This window comes from Streptomyces sp. NPDC096079 (assembly GCF_040303145.1).
In the GTDB taxonomy this organism is placed as follows: Bacteria; Actinomycetota; Actinomycetes; order Streptomycetales; family Streptomycetaceae; genus Streptomyces.
Map to the genome: position 1 here is coordinate 327,797 of NZ_JBEOST010000002.1, position 20,483 is coordinate 348,279.

Genomic DNA, 20,483 nt, shown 5'->3' on the forward strand with positions numbered 1-20,483 from the left:
ACAGCAGACGGCCCCCGCGATTCACGTCATCGCGGGGGCCGTCCTCTTTTCCGCCTGCCCGGTGAAGGTTGAGAAGACGATCACGAGCAGGAGCGCGGGGTCAGAACGAGATCAGCGGCACCGAGGCCTTGGCCGACCGGTAGCGCCTGTTCACGTCCTGCCAGTTGACGACCTGCCACATGGCCTCGATGAAGTCGACCTTCTGGTTCTTGTACTGCAGGTAGAAGGCGTGCTCCCAGGCGTCGAAGACCAGGACCGGGACCGAGCCCTGGCCGACGTTCCCCTGGTGGTCGTAGACCTGCTCGACGATGAGCCGGCCGCTGATGGGCTCGTACGCGAGGACGCCCCAGCCGGAGCCCTGGGTGGTCGCCGAGGCCTTGGTCAGCTGGGCCTTGAACTTGGCGAAGGAGCCGAAGGACTCGGTGATCGCGTCCGCGAGGTCACCGACGCCGTCGGCGGCGAGCGGCTCGCCACCGCCCCCGTCCTTCGGGCTGTTCATGTTGTTCCAGTAGATGGAGTGGAGGATGTGGCCGGAGAGGTGGAACGCGAGGTTCTTCTCCAGGCCGTTGATCGCGCCCCACTGGTCCTTGTCGCGCGCCTCTTCCAGCTGCTCAAGGGTGTCGTTCGCGCCCTTGACGTACGCGGCGTGGTGCTTGTCGTGGTGCAGCTCGATGATCTGCGGATTGATCACCGGCTCCAGCGCCGCGTAGTCGTACGGCAGCTCCGGGAGCGTGTAGATCGCCATGTGACCGAGCCCTTCGATGGCTTATTGCAACCAATATGCAGGTGCAGGCTAACAGTAGGTGGGAGCCGTTGTTGATCAGCCCTTCGTCCTAGGTCTCGTGTTCCCGGCATGGCGAAACCCCCGAACCGGGCGTCGGTCCAGGGGTTTCGAGGGGGAGCGGCCCAAGCTCAGGAAGCGCGGCCCGCTGCAGCCTTCTGGCGTACGAAGCCGATGACGGCGAGCACCAGCGTGAGGCCGCCCGTCCAGTACAGCTGCACGCGGGTGCCCTCCTCGCGCGCCATCAGGAAGAAGATCGCCGCCATGCCGGCCAGCGCCACCCAGGTCAGCACCGGGAAGGCCCACATCCGCACGACCAGCTTCTCGGGCGCCTCGCGCTCGGTGCGGCGACGCAGCACCAGCTGGGAGGCGGCGATGAAGAACCAGACGACCAGGATGATCGCGCCGATGGTGTTGAGTAGCCAGATGAAGGCCTTGTCCGGCGACCAGTAGCTCAGCAGCACACAGCCGAAGCCGACGACCGAGGAGACGAGCACGGCCGGGCGGGGCACCCCGCCGTACAGCCGGCCCAGCGCCTTCGGTCCCTGGTCGCGCGCGACCAGCGAGCCGGCCATCCGGGAGGCGCCGTAGATGTTGGCGTTCATCGCCGAGAGCAGGGCGACCAGGACGACCACGTTCATGATCTGGCCGGCCGCGGGGATGCCCAGGTGGTCGAGGGCGGCGACGTACGGGCCCTTCTCGACGACCGCCTTGTCGTCCCACGGGACGAGGGTGACGATGACCGCCATGGAGCCGATGTAGAAGAGCGCGATGCGCCACATCGCCGTACGGACGGCCTTGGCGACGCCCTGCACCGGGTGCTCCGACTCGGCCGCCGCGATGGTGACCGTCTCCAGACCGCCGTACGCGAAGACCGACGCCAGCAGGCCCACGATCAGGCCCTCGGAGCCGTGCGGGAAGAAGCCGCCGTCGCCGCTGAGGTTCGCCGTGCCGGGGGCGTCCGTGCCGGGCAGGACGCCGACGATCGCGAGGACCCCGATGCCGAGGAAGAGCACGATCGCGCCGACCTTGAGCGCCGCGAACCAGAACTCGAACTCGCCGAAGTTCTTCACGGCCGCGAGGTTGGTGACGCAGAAGACCACCATGAAGAGCGCGACCCAGGCCCACTCGGGGCTGCCGGGGAACCAGCCGGTCATGATCTTCGCGGCGCCGATGCCCTCCAGCCCGACGGCCACGCAGAGCAGGAACCAGAAGGCCCAGCCGGAGGTGAAGCCCGCCCAGGAGCCGAAGGCGCGCTCGGCGTGGACGGAGAAGGAGCCGGACGCGGGGTTCGCGGCCGACATCTCGCCCAGCATCCGCATCACGAGCATCACGAGGACGCCGGATATCGCGTAGGCGATCACGATCGAGGGTCCGGCGGCGGCGATGCCGGCGCCGGAGCCGACGAAGAGACCGGCGCCGATGACGCCGCCGAGGGCGATCATCGACAGATGGCGCTGCTTGAGGCCGTGCGACAGGCCCTCGGCAGGTCCGGTCGCGCCGTCCTTGCGGTCGGCCGGCGCGGGCGCGGTGGTCCGAGACATGGGCGAACCCTGTTCACTAGCTGAGACGGGGAGGGAGCCCACAGTCTGGGTGGGTGCACCGCTCAGAGGGAACAGCAGTCCGCTATACGGGCACGACCTTCACACAAGGTGAAGAATCAGTTCCGCTTCGTTGAGGAAGCGCGCAGCTCCCGCGCCCACGCCACGAGCAGTACGGCCCCGGTCGCACCCGCCGACCACAGCACCTGCGGCCGCGCCGCGTCGTCGATCAGCATGAGGACGAGCACCGCCCCCATCGCGGCGAGCGCCACCCAGGTCAGCCACGGGAAGCCCCACATCCGCAGCGTCAGCGTCTCCGGGGCGTCGCGCTCGATCCGGCGCCGCAGCCGCAGCTGCGAGACCGCGATCAGCGCCCAGACGAAGAGGAGCACGGCGCCGACGGCGTTGAGCATGTAGAGGAAGACGGAATCCGGCCACTTCAGATTGAGCAGGACGGAGACGAAGCCGAAGGCCACCGAGGCGAGCACCGCCCGGCGCGGCACCCCTCCGCCGGTGGTCCGCAGCAGCCCCTTCGGGGCCTCCCCGCGCTCCGCCAGCGAGAACACCATCCGCGAGGAGCCGTACAGGTTCGCGTTGAGCGCCGAGAGCAGCGCCACGAACACCACCACGTTCATGATCTGGCCCGCCGCGGGCACCCCGATCGAGTCCAGGACCGCCACGTACGGCGACTCGCCCGGCTCCATCGAGGTCCACGGCAGCAGCGTCACGATGACCAGCATCGAACCCACGTAGAAGAGCAGGATCCGCCAGACCGCGCTGCGCACCGCCCGCGCCACGTTCCGCGCCGGGTCGTCGGACTCCGCCGCCGCGATCGTGACGACCTCCAGGCCGCCGAAGGCGAACACGACGGCGAGCACGCCCGAGATCACCCCGGACCAGCCGTTCGGCAGGAAGCCGCCCTGTCCGGTCAGGTTCGCCAGGCCCACCGGGTCCGTGTCGGGCAGCCGGCCGAGGATCGCGAGCACGCCCAGCACCAGGAAGAGGACGATCGCGCCGACCTTCAGGGCCGCGAACCAGAACTCGAACTCGCCGAAGTTCTTCACCGCCGCCAGGTTGGCGAGGGTGAACACGACCATGAAGACCAGCACCCAGCCCCACTGCGGCACCCCCGGCACCCAGCCGTGCGCGATCCGCGCCGCGCCCGTCGCCTCCACGGCGAGGACCACGACGAGCAGGAACCAGTACAGCCAGCCCACCGAGAACCCCGCCCAGCGGCCGAGCGCCCGCTCCGCGTGCACCGAGAAGGCGCCCGAGGCGGGCATCGCCGCCGACATCTCGCCGAGCATCCGCATGATCAGCATCGCGAGCGCGCCGGCGATCAGGTACGAGACCACGATGCCGGGTCCGGCGACGGCGATGCCGGCGCCCGAGCCGACGAAGAGACCGGCTCCGATCACCCCGCCCAGCCCCAGCATCGTCAGGTGACGCTGCTTCAGACCGTGGGAGAGGGGCTCCGGTTCGGGGACGAGGGGGTCGTGCATGTGGGGGCTCGTGTCCTCTGACGTTCATGGAGACGGTTTATGGAGACTCCACAGTCTCTCCAGCGAACGCCCCTTGGCGCAAAAGGGACCTCCTCGCGCGAGTGCCCAGTGACAAGCGTCACGTGGCGCGAGGTGTGATCGGCGGGGTTTGTTCGATCTCCACGAAGCGCTCGACCGCCGCTTTGTCGGCGGCTGACGGTGATCGGGCGTTCACTCCTGGCATACCGTCGACCTGTCCCTCCCACCCTCACCCCGCGGAGTACCGATGAGCACCGCCGCCGCCCCCGCCCGCACCCTCCGGGCGGGCACCGTCCTCGCCGACCTCGTCCCGGCGAGCCGCGCCCGCGACATCGCCCTCGTGGTCGGCGGCGCCGCCCTCACGGGCCTCGCCGCGCAGATCTCGGTCCCGGTCCCCGGCTCCCCGGTCCCGGTCTCCGGCCAGACCTTCGCCGCCCTGCTCGTCGGCACCGCCCTCGGCGCCCGCCGCGGCTTCCTCGCCCTCGCCCTGTACGCGGTCGCGGGCATGGCGGGCGTCCCGTGGTTCGCCGAGGCCTCCTCCGGCTACGCCATGCCGACCTTCGGCTACATCCTCGGCATGCTCCTGGCCTCGACCGTCGTCGGCGCCCTCGCCCGCCGCGGCGCCGATCGCACGGTCCCGCGCACCGCCGGCGCCATGGTGCTCGGCTCCGCGATCATCTACGCGGTCGGCGTGCCGTACCTGGCCCTCGCCACCGGCATGACCTTCGGCCAGGCCGTCGCCGCCGGCCTCACCCCGTTCCTCATCGGCGACGCCCTCAAGGCCGCGCTCGCCATGGGCGCCCTGCCGGCCGCGTGGAAGCTCGTGGGCCGCAAGGGCTGAGCCCGTACGCGCACGAGAGGGCCCGCCGCTCCCCGGGGGAACGGCGGGCCCTCTCGTGTCCGTGGTCGCGTCAGACGCGCTCGGAGACCTCCGCGGGCCGGTCGGCCTTGCCGACGCGCTGCCGGACCAGCGAGATCGCGATGACGAGCGCGGCCACGAGCAGCGAGAGCACGACCTGGTCGCGGTTGCTTCCGCCGTCGTAGACCATGTAGCCGAGGACGCCGACGATCATGACGATGGTCGCCCACGTCAGGTACGGGAAGAGCCACATCCGCACGATCAGCTTCTCCGGCGACTCGCGCAGGATGATGCCGCGCATCCGCAGCTGGGTCACGCAGATGACCAGCCAGACGAAGAGCGCGACCGCGCCGGAGGAGTTCAGCAGGAACGCGAAGACCGTGTCCGGCCACTTGTAGTTGAAGAAGACCGCGACGAAGCCGAAGACGACCGACCCGAGGATCGCGGCCGTCGGCACGCCCCGCTTGTTGACCTTCGCGAAGGCCTTCGGCGCGTCACCGCGCTGCCCGAGCGAGAAGGCCATGCGGGAGGCGGTGTAGAGGCCCGAGTTCAGGCAGGACAGGACGGCCGTCAGGACGATCACGTTCATGATCTGGCCGGCGTGCGCGATCCCGATGGAGTCGAGGGCGGCGACGTACGAGCCCTTGTCGACGATCGACTTGTCGTTCCACGGCAGCAGCGTCAGGACGACGAAGATCGAGCCCAGGTAGAAGACGCCGATCCGCCAGATCACGCTGTTGGTGGCCTTGGTGACCGCCTTCTGCGGGTTCTCGGACTCACCGGCGGCCAGCGTGACGATCTCGCTGCCCATGAACGAGAAGACGACCATCAGCACACCGGTGAGGACCGCGCCCGCGCCCATCGGGAAGAAGCCCCCGCTGTCGGTGAGGTGCGCGAATCCGGCGCCGGGGTTGTCCGAGCCGGGGAGCACGCCGAAGACGGCGAGCAGGCCGATGACGACGAAGGCGCCGATGGCGACGACCTTGATGCCGGCGAACCAGAACTCGAACTCGCCGTACGAGGCGACGGAGCCCAGGTTGGTCGCGGTCAGCACCACCATCACGATGAGTGCCCAGCCCCACTGCGGGACGGCCGGGACCCAGCTCTCCAGGATCTTGGCACCGGCGGTCGCCTCCACGGCGAGCACGACGACCCAGAAGAACCAGTACAGCCAGCCGATGCTGAAACCGGCCCAGCGGCCCAGGGCCTGGTCCGCGTAGGCGGAGAAGGAGCCGGAGGAGGGACGGGCGGCGGCCATCTCGCCGAGCATCCGCATCACGAAGACGACCATGGCGCCGACGAGTGCGTACGACAGGAGGATCGCGGGGCCGGCCGCGGCGATGCCGGAGCCGGAGCCGACGAAGAGACCGGCGCCGATCACGCCGCCGATCGCGATCATCGACAGATGGCGGTTCTTGAGCCCGGCCTTGAGGCCGTCGGAGGACTGCTCGGGACCGGTGGTGCCGGTCTCCTGGCCGTCCTTCGTCAGGGTCGGTTGCGTGTTCATCGACGCTTCCTTGTGTGTGGGGGCTGCTCGGGTCGCGAGCCCGAGCATTGAACACTGTGGACGGGGATGATCGGAAGACCTCATTCCGGATCGTTGTACGGGCGACCTCGCGAGAGTCGAAGGTCCGTACCAGGCCGGGTGAAGGTCCCGACCCCGCTGCCTGCTACCCGGGCCCTGACGTGCCACACTCGGCATCATGCGCGTCTATATCGGTTCCGACCACGCCGGCTTTGAACTAAAGAACCACCTCGTCGAGTGGCTCACGGCACACGGCCACGAGCCCGTCGACTGCGGTCCCCACATCTACGACGCCCTGGACGACTACCCGCCGTTCTGCCTGCGCGCCGCCGAGAAGACGGCCGCGGACCCGGACAGCCTGGGCATCGTCATCGGCGGCTCCGGCAACGGCGAGCAGATCGCCGCGAACAAGGTGAAGGGGGTCCGCGCCGCCCTCGCCTGGAGCGAGCAGACCGCCGCCCTCGGCCGCGAGCACAACAACGCCAACGTGATCTCCGTCGGCGGCCGGATGCACACGCAGGAAGAGGCGACCAAGTTCGTCGAGATCTTCCTCGGCACCCCGTACTCCGGTGACGAGCGTCACACCCGCCGGATCGACATGCTCACCGCGTACGAGACCACCGGCGAGCTCCCCCCGATCCCGGCGCACCACCCGCAGGAGCCGACCGCCTGATGCCCGAGGGGCACACCATCCACCGGCTGGCCGCCGACCACCGCGAGCGGTTCGGCGGCCGGCCCGTGCGCGTCTCCAGCCCCCAGGGCAAGTTCGCCGACTCGGCGGCCCTGCTCGACGGCAGCGTCCTGGAGACGACCGAGGCCCACGGCAAGCACCTCTTCCTGGGCTTCCCCGGCGAGGAATGGATCCACATCCACCTCGGCCTCTTCGGCAAGGTGAACTTCGGCGACGCCCCCGCCCCGCCGCCCACGGACACCGTCCGGCTGCGCCTCACGAACCCCGAGGGGTACGTCGACCTGCGCGGCCCCACCACCTGCGCCCTGATCACGGACGCCGAGAAGGCCGCGATACACGACCGGCTCGGCCCGGACCCGCTCCGCGAGGACGACGACCCGGCACGGGCCTGGCGCCGGATCTCGAAGTCCCGCACGACCGTCGCCGCCCTCCTGATGGACCAGAAGGTCATCGCGGGCGTCGGCAACGTCTACCGCGCCGAGGTCCTCTTCCGGCACGGCATCGACCCGTACCGCGCGGGCAAGGACCTCACGGCGGGGGAGTGGACGCTGATCTGGGAGGACCTGGCGGTCCTCATGCGCGAGGGCGTCCGCCTCAACCGCATCGACACCGTCCGCCCCGAGCACACCCCCGAGGCCATGGGCCGCCCGCCCCGCGTGGACGACCACGGCGGCGAGGTCTACGTCTACCGACGCGCGAACCAGCCCTGCCACATCTGCGGCGACGAGATCCGCACCGCCGACCTCGCCGCCCGCAACCTCTTCTGGTGCCCCGGCTGCCAGACGCGCTGACGGGGCACCGTCAGAACCCGTGCGGCAGCCACGGCGCGACGGGCGACCCGAAGGCCACCGACGCCTCCACCAGCGCGCCCTCCCGCAGCTCCCGCACCCGCCCGGCGGCGGCAAGCGACACCAGCGAGGTCCCGCCCAGATAGGCGGCGCCCAACTCCCGCGCGGACAGCAGGAGATCCGGCGCGTCGCCGGTACGGACGCACACCGCGCCCTTCGCGTCCCCCGTGAGCCGCCACCGCCCCGCGTTCCACGGACAGAACGCGTCCTCCACCTCCAGCACCACGTCCACCGGCGCCTGGTACGTCCGCGCCTCCAGGGCCGCGCCCACCTCCACCAGCCGCACGTGCAGGGCGTCCCGCACCGTCGGCTCGCACCGCCGCAGATCGCTCACCAGGTGCTGCCACCCGTCGTCCACGGGCCTGCTGCGGAACCGCACCGACGCGGTCAGGTCCACCGAGCAGAGGAACCGCCACAGCGCCGCCTCGGCCACCGGGTCGAGCCCCATCAACTGGACCACCTCCACCGACCCGTTCGACCCCGCGTACGACCAGTCCGGCTTGATCGCGTAGTGCGCGAAGCCCACGACCTCACCGTCCCGCTCCGCGAGCAGGCACTGCCGGGGCGACGCGCCCTCCCGCTCGCCCGCCGGGTCCATCAGCGGCAGTCGCTCCCACTCCGGCAGCCGCGCGAGCATCCCGGGCCGCTCCGGCACCCGCTTCGCGTAGATCTCCTCGCACACCGCCGAGGACTCCGTCAGGTCGGCGAGGCGCAGCGAGACCCCGTCCGTGCCCTCCGGCACCGTCAGCCGCACCCGGGTCGTGTCGATCGCCGCGTGCACCGAGTACGCCCCGACGCCGTAGCCGAACCGCCCGTAGATCTCCGGCTCCGACGCCGTCAGCACGGCCAGGCACTCGCCCGCCGCCCGCAGGTCGTCCAGCTGCCGCCGCATCATCGAGGTCAGGATCCCGCGCCGGCGGTGCGTGCCCGCCACGCTCACCATCGTCACCCCGCCCGCCGGGACCGACGCCCCGCCCGGCACCGTGAGCCGGAAGCTGAACGCCCCCGCCGTCCCCACGCACAGCTCGCCGTCCCAGACACCCAGAGAACGGTCGAACTCGGTCAGGTCGCGCCACAGCTGCCGCTCCTCCGGCGCCTCCGGCACACCGCCGAAGGCGAGCTCCAGCACCCCGTACCAGCGGTCCCACTCCGACGGGTCGAGAACCCGCAGTTCAGTCGTCATATGCCATCGATATCAGCGGCGCCCGCCCGAGGCGACCCGATTTCACGCACCTTGTCACGGGGGTACCCCTGCACGATGTCCGACGGGATGGATAGGGTCCAGGCCAATGGGACAGCGAGCCGGAATGAACACGTACGCGGCCCGGACACGCAGGCGCGTGCGCCGGGCCCGCGTCGCGCTGCGCAGATCCGGAGTCGACTACTTCCGCGGCGACGGCGCGGACTGGCTCGCCCTCGCCGGACTCCTCCTGACGATCCCCGCCATCGCGTGCGCGACCCTCCTCGACCCCGTCTGGTGCGCGCCGGCCGCGCTCGTCCTGCCCATCGTGGCGGGCGGCCTGCTGCTGCGCCCCGCCAGCCTGCTCGGCCTGTACGCGGCGGCAGCGGGCGCCCTCATCGTCGAGTCCGTCGTCCTCGGCCCCTACACCCAGGGCCCGGCCCGGGTCACCCCCGGCACCGTCCTGGTCGTCGCCGCCTGCGGACTCTTCGGGCTGCTCATCGCCCAGTTCCGCGCCCGGGTCGGCGTCCCCTGGCGGCGCGGCGGCACCATGCTCTTCGACCTGCGCGAGCGCATCCGCGTCCAGAGCGCCCTGCCCCGGCTCCCCCAGGGCTGGCACCGCGAGATGGCGCTGCGCCCGGCCGGCGGCCAGTCCTTCTCGGGCGACTTCGTCGTCGCCGCCCGCACCCACGGCGGACGCACCCTGGAAGTCGTCCTCACCGACGTCTCCGGCAAGGGCATGGACGCGGCCTCCCGCTCCCTGCTGCTCTCCGGCGCCTTCGGCGGACTCCTCGGCTCGCTCCCGCCGCACGGCTTCCTCCCGGCGGCGAACGGCTACCTCCTCCGCCAGAACTGGGACGAGGGCTTCGCCACCTCGATCCACCTCGTCCTCGACCTGGAGTCCGGCGACTACGAACTCTTCTCGGCCGGACACCTGCCCGCCCTCCAGCTCCACGCGGGCAGCGGACGCTGGGAGGAGAAGGCCGCCGAAGGACCCCTCCTCGGCGTCTACGACGGGGCCGAGTTCCACCCCGTCAAGGGCTCGCTGCGCCCCGGCGACGTCCTGATGCTCTTCACGGACGGCCTCGTCGAGGCCGCCGACCGGGACATCGCCGAGGGCATCGACCGCCTCACCGGCGAGGCCGACCGCTGTGTCGCCGAAGGCTTCGAGGGCGTCGCCTGGCACCTGATCGAGGCCGTCGCCAAGGACGTCAACGACGACCGGGCCCTGCTGCTCCTGTCCCGTCCTTCCTGAACGCCCAGGCCAGCTCAGGCTCCGTCAACGGCTTCGTGATCCGGCGCACCACGGGGGTGCACAGCAGCGTCATCACCACGAGCGCCGTCACCGTCAGGAAGACCCGGCCGCCCGGCGTGCCCAGGGACGGACAGCGGTCGAAGAGGCCCGAGTACTGCCCGCCCCGGATGAGGAGGCCGTGCAGCAGATAGCCGCAGATGGTCCCGGACCCCAGCACCGTGCACCACAGCCTCCGGGCGGGCACCAGCGCGAGGAAGGCCGCCGTGAGGATCAGCGCGCAGACGAACAGGGCGCCGACCCTGACGAGTCCGGGCCACCAGGCCACGCCCATCTCCTGGGCGCTCACCGTCCGGTAGAACCAGGTCATGTAGATGCTGGCGGTCGCCCAGTACGTGAAGGGCACGGCGCCGGCGAGGACCAGGGCGGCCACGATCCGCACCGGCCGCCGCCGCAGGAACCGGAAGTGCTCCGGCCGCATGCGCAGCCCGATCACGAAGAACGGCAGGAACTGCAGCACCCGCTGCATGCCGATGACCCCGTCGAGGCCGGGGGTGATCGACGCGAGCGCCGCGATCACGACGGACACGGCCACGGGCATGCGGATGACCGACCAGAACGGGGCCGTCACCCGCCAGACGAACAGCGCGAGCAGGAACCACATCAGGTACGAGGGGTGGAGCAGGCTGTACGGCCGCTCGGGCTGCGCTCCCCACCGGATCAGCAGCGTGTACGCGACCTCGAAGACGAGGTACGGCACGACGACCCCGGTGACCAGCCGCCGGAGCTGGTCGGGCCGCCCGGTGTAGCTGCGCGAGAGGTGGCCCGATATCAGTACGAAGGCCGGCATGTGGAACGCGTACACCAGCATGTAGAGGGCCCGGGTCGCCCGGCTTCCCTCCACCACCACGGGGAGCACGTGGCCGACGGCCACGAGCAGGACGGCGAGGTACTTCGCGTTGTCGAAGTACGGGTCACGCCGCCGCGCGGCGACGGTGACGGGCACGGTCCGCAGGGGAGCGGCGGTGATTCCCGGGTGAGTGGTGGACGACATTGCCGAGACGCTAGCTGTGAGTCCGCTGTCCGAAAAGGAGGGGGAGCATAGCGCTCACTCAAGGACAAAAGGGTGGAAGAGAGGGCGGTGTGAGGCCTCGCGAAAGCCCTATAACACCGCAATCGCCCTCTGGTTGTACGGATGTGGCAATGCTCTCCCCTCGCGATGCACACCGCCGACGATTCGTCACCCGGCAGCGGGGGCAAGGGGGTTGGTGGCACGATGGAGACAGCGGGGGGTGTTCCGAGACAGGGGCTCCCTGGTGGGCAAGGCGGGACCGACCGAGGGTGTGATCAGTTGTGGCCATTTCGCTGTCTGTGGTGTTGCTGTTGGCAATCATCCTGGTGGTGTTGATCCGAGGGGGGAACCTCAAGGGCGGCCCCGCCGTGGTCGCGGTCCTCTTCGGCTTCTTCCTCGCCTCCACCGGCATGGCCGACGACATCCAGCGCTTCCTGGACTCGATCACGCAGACCGTGGGGTCCATAAAGTTCTGAGCAGACGACTCGGGCCCGGTTCCTCGACGAGGAACCGGGCCCGGACCGTATGAAAGAGCGGGTGACGGGAATCGAACCCGCGTAGCTAGTTTGGAAGACTAGTGCTCTACCATTGAGCTACACCCGCACGGCATCGCGCCGCAGGTCACGAGGACCGCGGCACGAAGAGCATGGTAGCCGGTCCGTGGCCCTTCGCGCACACCCCGAAAACAGGGGGCGCCGCACAGTCTCCGTGCATGTACCCTACGTGTCGCACCGACGGGGTGTGGCGCAGCTTGGTAGCGCGTCCGCTTTGGGAGCGGAAGGCCGTGGGTTCAAATCCCGCCACCCCGACCATGACGATCACGCGCGGACCTCGCGCCTCCTTGATCACGTTGTGGGCGTCATCCCGCTAGCGGTTACTATGCAAGCTGCGTGCCCGTGTGTCTTTCTGACCGGGCCGACCCGCCGGAACCGCTGCACGCGGCCCGGTGGATTCCAGGAATCAGCCACCAAGGAGACCGAACCGTGAAGAGCGCCGTGGAGACCCTGAACCCGACCCGGGTTCGGCTCACTGTCGAGGTGCCCTTCGAGGAGCTCAAGGACAGCCTCGACGCGGCGTACAAGAAGATCAACCAGCAGGTCACGGTCAAGGGCTTCCGCAAGGGCAAGATCCCGGCTCGCGTGATCGACCAGCGGTTCGGCCGCGGCGCCGTGCTGGAGGAGGCCGTCAACGACGCGCTCCCGAAGTTCTACACCGAGGCCGTCAACGAGGCCGAGGTCAACCCGCTGGGTCAGCCCGAGGTCGACATCACGGAGCTGAAGGACGGCGAGCTGCTGGCCTTCACCGCCGAGGTCGACATCCGTCCGGCGATCGAGATCCCGGACTACTCGGGCATCGAGGTCACCGTCGACGCCGTCGAGGTCACCGACGAGGACATCGAGAAGTCCGTGGAGCAGCTCCGCGAGCGCTTCGCGTCGACCTCCCCGGTCGAGCGCGCCGCCCAGGACGGCGACGTCGTCACCATCGACCTCGAGGCCAAGGTCGACGGCGAGGTCCTGCCCGACGGTGTCGCCAGCGACGTCTCGTACACCATCGGCTCCGGCGAGCTGCTCGACGGCATCGACGAGGCCGTCAAGGGCCTGGAGGCCGGCGGCGAGGCCACCTTCACCTCGCAGCTGAAGGGCGGCTCCGCCGAGGGCAAGGACGCGGAGGTCACCGTCAAGGTCACCACCGTCGCCGCCCGTGAGCTCCCCGAGCTCGACGACGAGTTCGCGCAGATGGCGTCGGAGTTCGACACCCTCGACGAGCTCAAGGCCGACAGCCGCAAGCGCCTCGAGAACATGAAGCAGTTCGACCAGGCCACCCAGGCCCAGGAGCGCGTCCTCGACGAGCTCCTCAAGCTGGTCGAGGTCCCGATGCCCGAGAAGCTTCTCGAGGACGAGATCAACACCCGCAAGCACAACCTGGAGCACCACCAGCTCGGCCAGATGGGCCTCGACCTCGCGAAGTACCTGGAGATCCAGGGCAAGACCGAGGAGGAGTTCCTGGCCGAGACCAAGGAGCAGGCCGAGAAGGGCATCAAGACGCAGTTCATCCTCGATGAGCTCGTCAACAAGGAGAAGCTCGACGTCTCCCGCGAGGAGCTCACCGAGCACCTGTTCCGCCGTGCCGCCTCCTCCGGCATGAGCCCCGACCAGTTCGCCCAGGCCGTGGCCCAGCAGGGCCAGGTCCCGATGCTCGTCGGCGAGGTCGCCCGCGGCAAGGCCCTCGCGGTCGTCGTCGAGGCCGCCAAGGTCGTCGACAGCAACGGCGAGGTCGTCGACCTCTCGGACGACGAGGACGAGGTCGTCGAGGCCGCCGCCGAGGCCGTCGAGGCCGTCACCGGCGAGGCCGAGGTCTCCGAGGACAAGTAAGGGCCCCCGCCCCCGGCGGACCCCGCTCCACGGGCCCGTGCGCACTGCTGTGCGTACGGGCCCGTGGACGTACCGGGACCCGCTTACACGCCCCCCAACTACCTTGCGCTCCCAGCGAACAGTTCGGGAACCGGGATGGCGTTGTCCGACCTGCGCGTTAGGGTCCATGAATACGAGGGCACTGCCCTCAGAACAAGACGCTGAGACGGCTTGGGGCCGTCGGAGACGAGCAGGTGGATACGTGACGAATCTGAAGCCTTACGCCGCGGGTGAGCCGTCCATCGGTGGCGGCCTCGGCGACCATGTCTACAACCGGCTGCTCGGCGAGCGCATCGTCTTCCTCGGCCAGCAGGTCGACGACGAGATCGCCAACAAGATCACCGCCCAGATGCTCCTCCTGGCCGCCGAGCCGGAGAAGGACATCTTCCTGTACATCAACAGCCCCGGCGGCTCGGTGACGGCCGGCATGGCGGTCTACGACACCATGCAGTTCATCCCGAACGACGTCGTCACGATCGGTATGGGCATGGCGGCCTCCATGGGCCAGTTCCTGCTCACCGCCGGCACCCCCGGCAAGCGCTTCGCGCTGCCGAACACCGACATCCTGATGCACCAGGGCTCCGCCGGCATCGGCGGCACCGCCTCCGACATCAAGATCCAGGCCGAGTACCTCCTGCGCACGAAGAAGCGCATGGCCGAGATCACCGCGCACCACTCGGGCCAGACCGTCGAGGCGATCATCCGCGACGGCGACCGCGACCGCTGGTTCACCGCGGAGGAGGCCAAGGAGTACGGCCTCATCGACGACATCATCACGCACGCCGCGGGTGTTCCGGGCGGCGGCGGCACGGGCGCCTGAGCGCCGGCCGCCCGCCGAAGAGCCCAAGACCTCCGCCGAACGCCACCAGGACGGTGAACACCCAGATGCAGAACAACCTCTCTCCGAGCGGCCTCTACACCGGCGCGCCGATGGACAACCGCTACGTCGTGCCCCGCTTCGTCGAGCGCACCTCGCAGGGCGTCCGCGAGTACGACCCGTACGCGAAGCTCTTCGAGGAGCGCGTGATCTTCCTCGGCGTGCAGATCGACGACGCCTCCGCCAACGACGTCATGGCGCAGCTCCTGTGCCTGGAGTCGATGGACCCGGACCGCGACATCTCGATCTACATCAACAGCCCGGGCGGCTCCTTCACCGCCCTCACGGCGATCTACGACACGATGCAGTTCGTGAAGCCCGACATCCAGACGGTCTGCATGGGCCAGGCGGCCTCCGCCGCGGCCGTGCTGCTCGCCGCCGGCACCCCCGGCAAGCGGATGGCCCTGCCGAACGCGCGTGTGCTGATCCACCAGCCCTCCGGCGGCACCGGCCGTGAGCAGCTCTCCGACCTGGAGATCGCGGCCAACGAGATCCTGCGGATGCGCAGCCAGCTGGAGGAGATGCTGGCCAAGCACTCCTCGACGCCGATCGAGAAGATCCGCGACGACATCGAGCGCGACAAGATCCTGACGGCCGAGGACGCCCTGGCGTACGGGCTCGTCGACCAGATCGTCTCGACCCGTAAGAGCACGGCCTCCGCCGAGCGCTGACGCCCGACCTTCCCCTGGCACGGTCCGCGTGGCCCTGACGGCCCGTGTGGCCGAATCGCGACCATGTGAACCGTGCCAAGGGGGGCCCGAACGGGGGGCCCGGCAAGGTACCGTCGAATATGAGGCACCAGGAGTCGCTGAACCAAGCGCTCCCAGGCGAAGGGGAAGCACCTCGTGGCACGCATCGGTGATGGCGGCGATCTGCTCAAGTGCTCGTTCTGCGGAAAGAGCCAGAAGCAGGTGAAGAAGCTCATCGCGGGACCCGGTGTGTACATCTGCGACGAGTGCATCGACCTCTGCAACGAGATCATCGAGGAAGAACTCGCGGAGACGAGCGAGGTGCGCTGGGAGGAACTCCCCAAGCCCCGCGAGATCTACGAGTTCCTCGAGGGGTACGTCGTCGGGCAGGAGCCCGCGAAGAAGGCCCTCTCGGTCGCGGTGTACAACCACTACAAGCGCGTCCAGGCCGGCGAGAACGGCGGCGCGCAGGGCCGTGACGACGCCATCGAACTGGCGAAGTCCAACATTCTGCTGCTCGGCCCCACGGGCTCGGGCAAGACGCTGCTCGCGCAGACCCTGGCCCGCATGCTCAACGTCCCGTTCGCCATCGCCGACGCGACGGCGCTGACGGAGGCCGGCTACGTCGGCGAGGACGTCGAGAACATCCTGCTCAAGCTGATCCAGGCGGCCGACTACGACGTCAAGAAGGCCGAGACAGGGATCATCTACATCGACGAGATCGACAAGGTCGCCCGTAAGAGCGAAAACCCGTCGATCACGCGTGACGTCTCCGGCGAGGGCGTGCAGCAGGCCCTCCTGAAGATCCTGGAAGGCACGACCGCCTCCGTCCCGCCCCAGGGCGGCCGGAAGCACCCGCACCAGGAGTTCATCCAGATCGACACGACGAACGTGCTCTTCATCGTGGGCGGCGCCTTCGCCGGCCTGGAGAAGATCATCGAGTCGCGGGCGGGCGCCAAGGGCATCGGCTTCGGGGCGACCATCCGCTCCAAGCGCGAGATCGAGGCGAGCGACCAGTTCCAGGAGGTCATGCCGGAGGACCTGGTGAAGTTCGGGATGATCCCCGAGTTCATCGGCCGTCTCCCCGTCCTCACCTCCGTCCACAACCTGGACCGCGAGGCGCTCCTCCAGATCCTGGTCGAGCCGCGCAACGCGCTGGTGAAGCAGTACCAGCGCCTCTTCGAACTCGACGGCGTGGAGCTGGACTTCGACCGCCCGGCCCTGGAGGCCATCGCCGACCAGGCGATCCTCCGCGGCACCGGCGCGCGTGGCCTGCGCGCCATCATGGAGGAGGTCCTCCAGTCGGTCATGTACGAGGTCCCGTCCCGCAAGGACGTGGCCCGCGTGGTCATCACGGCCGACGTCGTCCGCAACAACGTCAACCCGACGCTGGTCCCGCGGATCGTGAAGAACGACGGCAGGCACGAGAAGTCGGCCTGAGCCGCAGCGACATGGAAGGGGCGCCCCGCCGACCGGCGGGGCGCCCCTTCCCTCGTGTGCGGGCCGGTGATCAGGCCTTGACGCGGATCTCCTTGCGGAACTTGGCGGTGATGGCGGCGGCGTCCTCGCCGGAGCCGCCCTTGCCCGCCAGCATCGAGGCCACGTCGATCGGGACGACGAAGCCCACCGTGCTGTGGTCGGCCCAGGCGCACATCGTCATGGACATCGCGGGGGTGCCGGCGGAGGCGTCGGCCTCCGACTTGGCCTCCTGGCACTTGAGCACCGCACCGTCGAGGTCCGCCGGCGTGTACTCCTTGGGGCTGCCGACGAGCTGCGGCTCGTCGCCCTTGCCCTTGTCCTTCTCGGCCTCCGTCTTGATGGTGGCGAAGAGCGCGTCGACGACCTGCTCGGGGTCGTCGATCTCGCCGTAGAGGCCGCTGAAGGAAAGGGCCTTGCCGCCCAGCGGGTTGGCCTTGTTCTCGACCTTGTAGCCCGCGTCGACCTGGGTGGCGTTCTTGACCCCGGTCTTCTCCGCCTCCTCCAGGAACTTCTTCCCGTCGGAGTCCTTCTCCTTGGCGTCCTTCTTGTACTCGCCGAGCACCGTCTCCGGCGTGATCAGCTTGTGGGGGCCGTCGTCCGCGACCGACGCGCCGCCGCCACCGCCGATCACGAAGTACGCGCCGACGCCGATCGCCGCGACCACCGCGACCGCGGCGATGATCCAGCCGGCCTTGGACTTCTTCGGGGCCGGCGGGTGGGGCACGTAGCCGCCGGGGCCCTGCGGCGCGCCGTACTGCGGCTGCTGGCCGTAGGGGCCGGGCTGCGGCGGCTGCTGCGGGTAGCCGTAGGGCGGCTGCTGCGGCGGGACGCCCTGCGGGGCCTGCTGGGGGTATCCGTAACCCGGCTGCGGAGCCTGCGGCTGGCCGTACGGGCCCGGCTGCTGCGGCTGCTGGCCGTACGGGCCCGGCTGGCCGTAGGGACCGGGCTGCTGGCCGCCGTACGGGCCCGGCTGGTTGTAGCTCATCGACAGGTTCCCCTCACAGGATGTTTATGCCTCCGAACATCCTGGCGGAACGGCGGACCGGGGAGTGCGGCGGGGGCCACACCGTTACCGAACCAAAGCGTTTCAGGACACGACCGGGACACCCCTAAACTGGGCCCGTGACCGAGAACACTCAGCAGCAGACAGCGCCCACCACCGAACTGCCGACCACCTACGCGCCGGCCGAGGTAGAGGGGCCGCTGTACGAGCGCTGGGTAGAGCGGGGCTACTTCGAGGCGGACGCGAAGAGCGAGAAGCCGGCGTACACCATCGTCATCCCGCCGCCGAACGTCACCGGCTCGCTCCACCTGGGCCACGCCTTCGAGCACACGCTGATCGACGCCCTCACCCGCCGCAAGCGCATGCAGGGCTTCGAGACGCTGTGGCAGCCGGGCATGGACCACGCGGGCATCGCCACCCAGAACGTCGTCGAGCGCGAGCTCGCCAAGGAGGGCAAGTCCCGCCACGATCTGGGCCGCGAAGCCTTCGTCGAGCGCGTCTGGGAGTGGAAGGCCGAGTCCGGTGGCCAGATCGCCGGCCAGATGCGCCGCCTCGGCGAGGGCCTGGCGTGGAGCCGGGACCGCTTCACCATGGACGAGGGCCTTTCCCGTGCCGTCCAGACCATCTTCAAGAAGCTCTACGACGACGAGCTGATCTACCGCGCCGAGCGCATCATCAACTGGTGCCCGCGCTGCCTCACGGCCATCTCGGACATCGAGGTGGACTACCAGGAGGACGACGGCGAGCTCGTCTCCATGCAGTACGGCGAGGGTGAGCACACCATCGTCGTCGCCACGACCCGCGCCGAGACGATGCTCGGCGACACCGCCGTCGCCGTCCACCCGGACGACGAGCGCTACGCCCACCTGATCGGCAAGCAGATCAAGCTGCCGCTGACGGACCGTACGATTCCGGTCGTCGCCGACACGCACGTCGACCCCGAGTTCGGCACCGGCGCCGTCAAGGTGACGCCGGCGCACGACCCGAACGACTTCGCCATCGGGCAGCGTCACGACCTGGAGTCCATCGAGGTCCTCGACGAGCGCGGTGTCATCACCGTCCACGGCCCCTTCCAGGGCCTGGACCGCTTCGAGGCCCGCTCCGCGATCGTCGCCGCCCTGCGTGCCGAGGGCCGGATCGTCGCCGAGAAGCGTCCGTACGTCCACTCCGTGGGCCACTGTTCGCGCTGCAAGACGACGCTGGAACCGCGCCTGTCGATGCAGTGGTGGGTCAAGGTCGAAACGCTGGCCAAGGCCGCCGGTGACGCGGTCCGTGACGGTCGGGTCAACATCCACCCGGCCGACATGTCGCAGCGCTACTTCGACTGGGTCGACAACCTCAACGACTGGTGCATCTCGCGCCAGCTGTGGTGGGGCCACCGCATCCCGGTCTGGCACGGCCCGAACGGCGAGCTGGTCTGCGTCGGTCCCGACGACGAGGCGCCCACGGGCGAGGGCTGGACCCAGGACACCGACGTCCTCGACACGTGGTTCTCGTCGGGCCTGTGGCCGTTCTCCACGATGGGATGGCCGGAGCAGACCCCGGACCTGGAGAAGTTCTACCCGAACTCCGTCCTGGTCACCGGCTACGACCTCATGTTCTTCTGGGTCGCCCGGATGATGATGTTCGGTCTGTACGCGATGGACGGCCAGCCGCCGTTCCACACGATCGCGTTCCACGGCATGGTCCGCGACGAGTTCGGCAAGAAGATGTCGAAGTCGTTCGGGAACACGGTCAACCCGCTGGACTGGATGGACAAGTACGGCTCCGACGCCCTGCGCTTCACCCTGGCCAAGGGCGCCAACCCCGGTGTCGACGTCCCGATCGGCGAGGACTGGGTCCAGGCGTCCCGGAACTTCGCCAACAAGATCTGGAACGCCACCCGCTTCGCGATGATGAACGGCGCCACGATCGAGGGCCCGCTGCCGGACGCCTCCGCGATGTCGGCGACCGACCGCTGGATCCTGTCCCGGCTGAACAGCGTCGTCGCCGAGGTGGACGCCTACTACGACGACTACCAGTTCGCCAAGCTCGCCGACTCCCTCTACCACTTCGCGTGGGACGAGGTCTTCGCCTGGTATGTCGAGCTGTCGAAGACCACGTTCTTCGCGGGCGGCGAGGGCGCCAAGGTCTCCGGCCGGGTCCTCGGCGAAGTCCTGGACGTCATGCTGCGGCTGCTGCACCCGATCGTGCCGTTCGTCACCGACACCCTGTGGACGACGCTCACCGGCGGCGAGTCCCTCGTGATCGCCGACTGGCCCAAGGACTCCGGCTTCCGCGACGACGCCGCGGAGAAGGAGATCGAGCTCGTCCAGCGGGTCGTCACCGAGGTCCGCCGCTTCCGCAAGGAGCAGGGCCTCCAGGACGCCCAGAAGGTGCCCGCCCGTCTCACGCTCGACGGCACCCCGCTCGTCGCGCACGAGGCGGCGATCCGCCAGATCCTGCGTCTCCAGCCGGAGGGCGAGGGCTTCGCGGCCACCGCGACCCTGCCGGTCGCCGGGGCCACCGTCGGGCTCGACCTCTCGGGCACCATCGACGTCGCCGCCGAGCGCAAGCGCCTCGCGAAGGACCTCGCGGCGGCTGAGAAGGAGAAGGCGCAGGCCGAGGCCAAGCTCGGGAACGAGGCCTTCCTGGCCAAGGCCCCCGACAACGTCGTGGACAAGATCAAGGGCCGGCTGGCCAAGGCGGACGAGGACATCGCCCGCATCCAGAGCCAGCTGGCGGCCCTGCCGCAGGCCTAGACGGCACGAGGAAG

At 69.6% G+C, this 20,483-nt stretch carries 17 protein-coding genes and 2 tRNA genes; 11 read left to right on the plus strand and 8 right to left on the minus strand.

The features are described 5' to 3' along the window. Window positions 1-100: 100 nt before the first annotated feature. From ABTY59_RS05400 to ABTY59_RS05410, 3 genes are all read right to left on the minus strand, one after another. The gene (locus ABTY59_RS05400) at window positions 101-745 is read right to left on the minus strand and encodes a superoxide dismutase (RefSeq protein WP_352017575.1); all 645 of its coding nucleotides are present in this window, start codon (window positions 743-745) and stop codon (window positions 101-103) included. Window positions 746-912: 167 nt separating this feature from the next. Beyond that, a complete protein-coding gene (locus tag ABTY59_RS05405) occupies window positions 913-2,325 on the minus strand; it encodes an amino acid permease (protein WP_352017576.1) in 1,413 nt (470 codons plus the stop codon). A gap of 116 nt (window positions 2,326-2,441) precedes the next feature. Then, window positions 2,442-3,824 carry an amino acid permease gene (locus ABTY59_RS05410; RefSeq protein ID WP_352017577.1) on the minus strand — a complete coding sequence of 461 codons (1,383 nt, stop codon included), beginning with the start codon at window positions 3,822-3,824 and terminating at the stop codon, window positions 2,442-2,444. Between the two features lie 265 nt (window positions 3,825-4,089). Here ABTY59_RS05410 and ABTY59_RS05415 point away from each other — a divergent pair, with 265 nt between their 5' ends. After that, the gene (locus ABTY59_RS05415) at window positions 4,090-4,683 is read left to right on the plus strand and encodes a biotin transporter BioY (RefSeq protein ID WP_352017578.1); all 594 of its coding nucleotides are present in this window, start codon (window positions 4,090-4,092) and stop codon (window positions 4,681-4,683) included. A 70-nt stretch (window positions 4,684-4,753) separates the two neighbouring features. On the opposite strand, the gene ABTY59_RS05420 is transcribed toward ABTY59_RS05415, so the two are convergent. Continuing rightward, window positions 4,754-6,208, minus strand: a complete 1,455-nt coding sequence (locus ABTY59_RS05420) for an amino acid permease (RefSeq protein WP_352017579.1) — start codon at window positions 6,206-6,208, stop codon at window positions 4,754-4,756. 196 nt (window positions 6,209-6,404) lie between these two features. Here ABTY59_RS05420 and ABTY59_RS05425 point away from each other — a divergent pair, with 196 nt between their 5' ends. Both ABTY59_RS05425 and ABTY59_RS05430 read left to right on the plus strand, forming a co-directional pair. Then, window positions 6,405-6,899 carry a ribose-5-phosphate isomerase gene (locus ABTY59_RS05425; protein ID WP_352017580.1) on the plus strand — a complete coding sequence of 165 codons (495 nt, stop codon included), beginning with the start codon at window positions 6,405-6,407 and terminating at the stop codon, window positions 6,897-6,899. Beyond that, window positions 6,899-7,708 (plus strand): Fpg/Nei family DNA glycosylase, encoded by an 810-nt coding sequence (locus ABTY59_RS05430; RefSeq protein ID WP_352017581.1) that lies wholly within the window; start codon window positions 6,899-6,901, stop codon window positions 7,706-7,708. Before ABTY59_RS05425 ends, ABTY59_RS05430 begins: the two co-directional genes overlap by 1 nt. A 10-nt stretch (window positions 7,709-7,718) precedes the next feature. On the opposite strand, the gene ABTY59_RS05435 is transcribed toward ABTY59_RS05430, so the two are convergent. Further along, window positions 7,719-8,948, minus strand: coding sequence for a GNAT family N-acetyltransferase (locus ABTY59_RS05435; RefSeq protein WP_352017582.1), 1,230 nt, complete (start codon window positions 8,946-8,948; stop codon window positions 7,719-7,721). A 106-nt stretch (window positions 8,949-9,054) separates the two neighbouring features. On the opposite strand from ABTY59_RS05435, the gene ABTY59_RS05440 reads away from it, so the two are divergent. Then, window positions 9,055-10,200, plus strand: coding sequence for a PP2C family protein-serine/threonine phosphatase (locus tag ABTY59_RS05440; RefSeq protein WP_352017583.1), 1,146 nt, complete (start codon window positions 9,055-9,057; stop codon window positions 10,198-10,200). On the opposite strand, the gene ABTY59_RS05445 is transcribed toward ABTY59_RS05440, so the two are convergent. Next, a complete protein-coding gene (locus ABTY59_RS05445; protein ID WP_352017584.1) occupies window positions 10,157-11,251 on the minus strand; it encodes an acyltransferase family protein in 1,095 nt (364 codons plus the stop codon). The two genes, ABTY59_RS05440 and ABTY59_RS05445, sit on opposite strands and share 44 nt — an antisense overlap. 299 nt (window positions 11,252-11,550) lie before the next feature. On the opposite strand from ABTY59_RS05445, the gene ABTY59_RS05450 reads away from it, so the two are divergent. Further along, window positions 11,551-11,745, plus strand: a complete 195-nt coding sequence (locus ABTY59_RS05450; RefSeq protein WP_030684996.1) for a hypothetical protein — start codon at window positions 11,551-11,553, stop codon at window positions 11,743-11,745. A gap of 56 nt (window positions 11,746-11,801) precedes the next feature. Here the strand turns inward: ABTY59_RS05450 and ABTY59_RS05455 are convergent. After that, window positions 11,802-11,872 (minus strand) — tRNA-Gly (locus ABTY59_RS05455). Between the two features lie 132 nt (window positions 11,873-12,004). Here ABTY59_RS05455 and ABTY59_RS05460 point away from each other — a divergent pair. The 5 genes from ABTY59_RS05460 to clpX all read left to right on the plus strand — a co-directional run bounded on the left by ABTY59_RS05460 (window position 12,005) and on the right by clpX (window position 16,686). Continuing rightward, window positions 12,005-12,081, plus strand: a tRNA-Pro gene (locus ABTY59_RS05460). Between the two features lie 171 nt (window positions 12,082-12,252). After that, complete coding sequence (tig, locus tag ABTY59_RS05465; protein WP_352017585.1) at window positions 12,253-13,641, plus strand: trigger factor; 1,389 nt, start codon at window positions 12,253-12,255, stop codon at window positions 13,639-13,641. Window positions 13,642-13,882: 241 nt separating this feature from the next. After that, window positions 13,883-14,500, plus strand: coding sequence for an ATP-dependent Clp protease proteolytic subunit (locus tag ABTY59_RS05470; RefSeq protein WP_352017586.1), 618 nt, complete (start codon window positions 13,883-13,885; stop codon window positions 14,498-14,500). A 65-nt stretch (window positions 14,501-14,565) separates the two neighbouring features. Next, a complete protein-coding gene (locus tag ABTY59_RS05475) occupies window positions 14,566-15,228 on the plus strand; it encodes an ATP-dependent Clp protease proteolytic subunit (protein WP_352017587.1) in 663 nt (220 codons plus the stop codon). Between the two features lie 174 nt (window positions 15,229-15,402). Then, on the plus strand, window positions 15,403-16,686 hold the full coding sequence (clpX, locus tag ABTY59_RS05480) for an ATP-dependent Clp protease ATP-binding subunit ClpX (protein WP_015033605.1): 1,284 nt from the start codon (window positions 15,403-15,405) through the stop codon (window positions 16,684-16,686). 70 nt (window positions 16,687-16,756) lie between these two features. Here the strand turns inward: clpX and ABTY59_RS05485 are convergent, their stop codons facing one another. After that, entirely contained in the window at window positions 16,757-17,710 is a 954-nt protein-coding gene (locus ABTY59_RS05485; protein ID WP_352017588.1) for a hypothetical protein, read from the minus strand. Window positions 17,711-17,847: 137 nt separating this feature from the next. On the opposite strand from ABTY59_RS05485, the gene ABTY59_RS05490 reads away from it, so the two are divergent. Next, window positions 17,848-20,469, plus strand: coding sequence for a valine--tRNA ligase (locus tag ABTY59_RS05490; protein ID WP_352017589.1), 2,622 nt, complete (start codon window positions 17,848-17,850; stop codon window positions 20,467-20,469). Window positions 20,470-20,483: the final 14 nt, after the last annotated feature.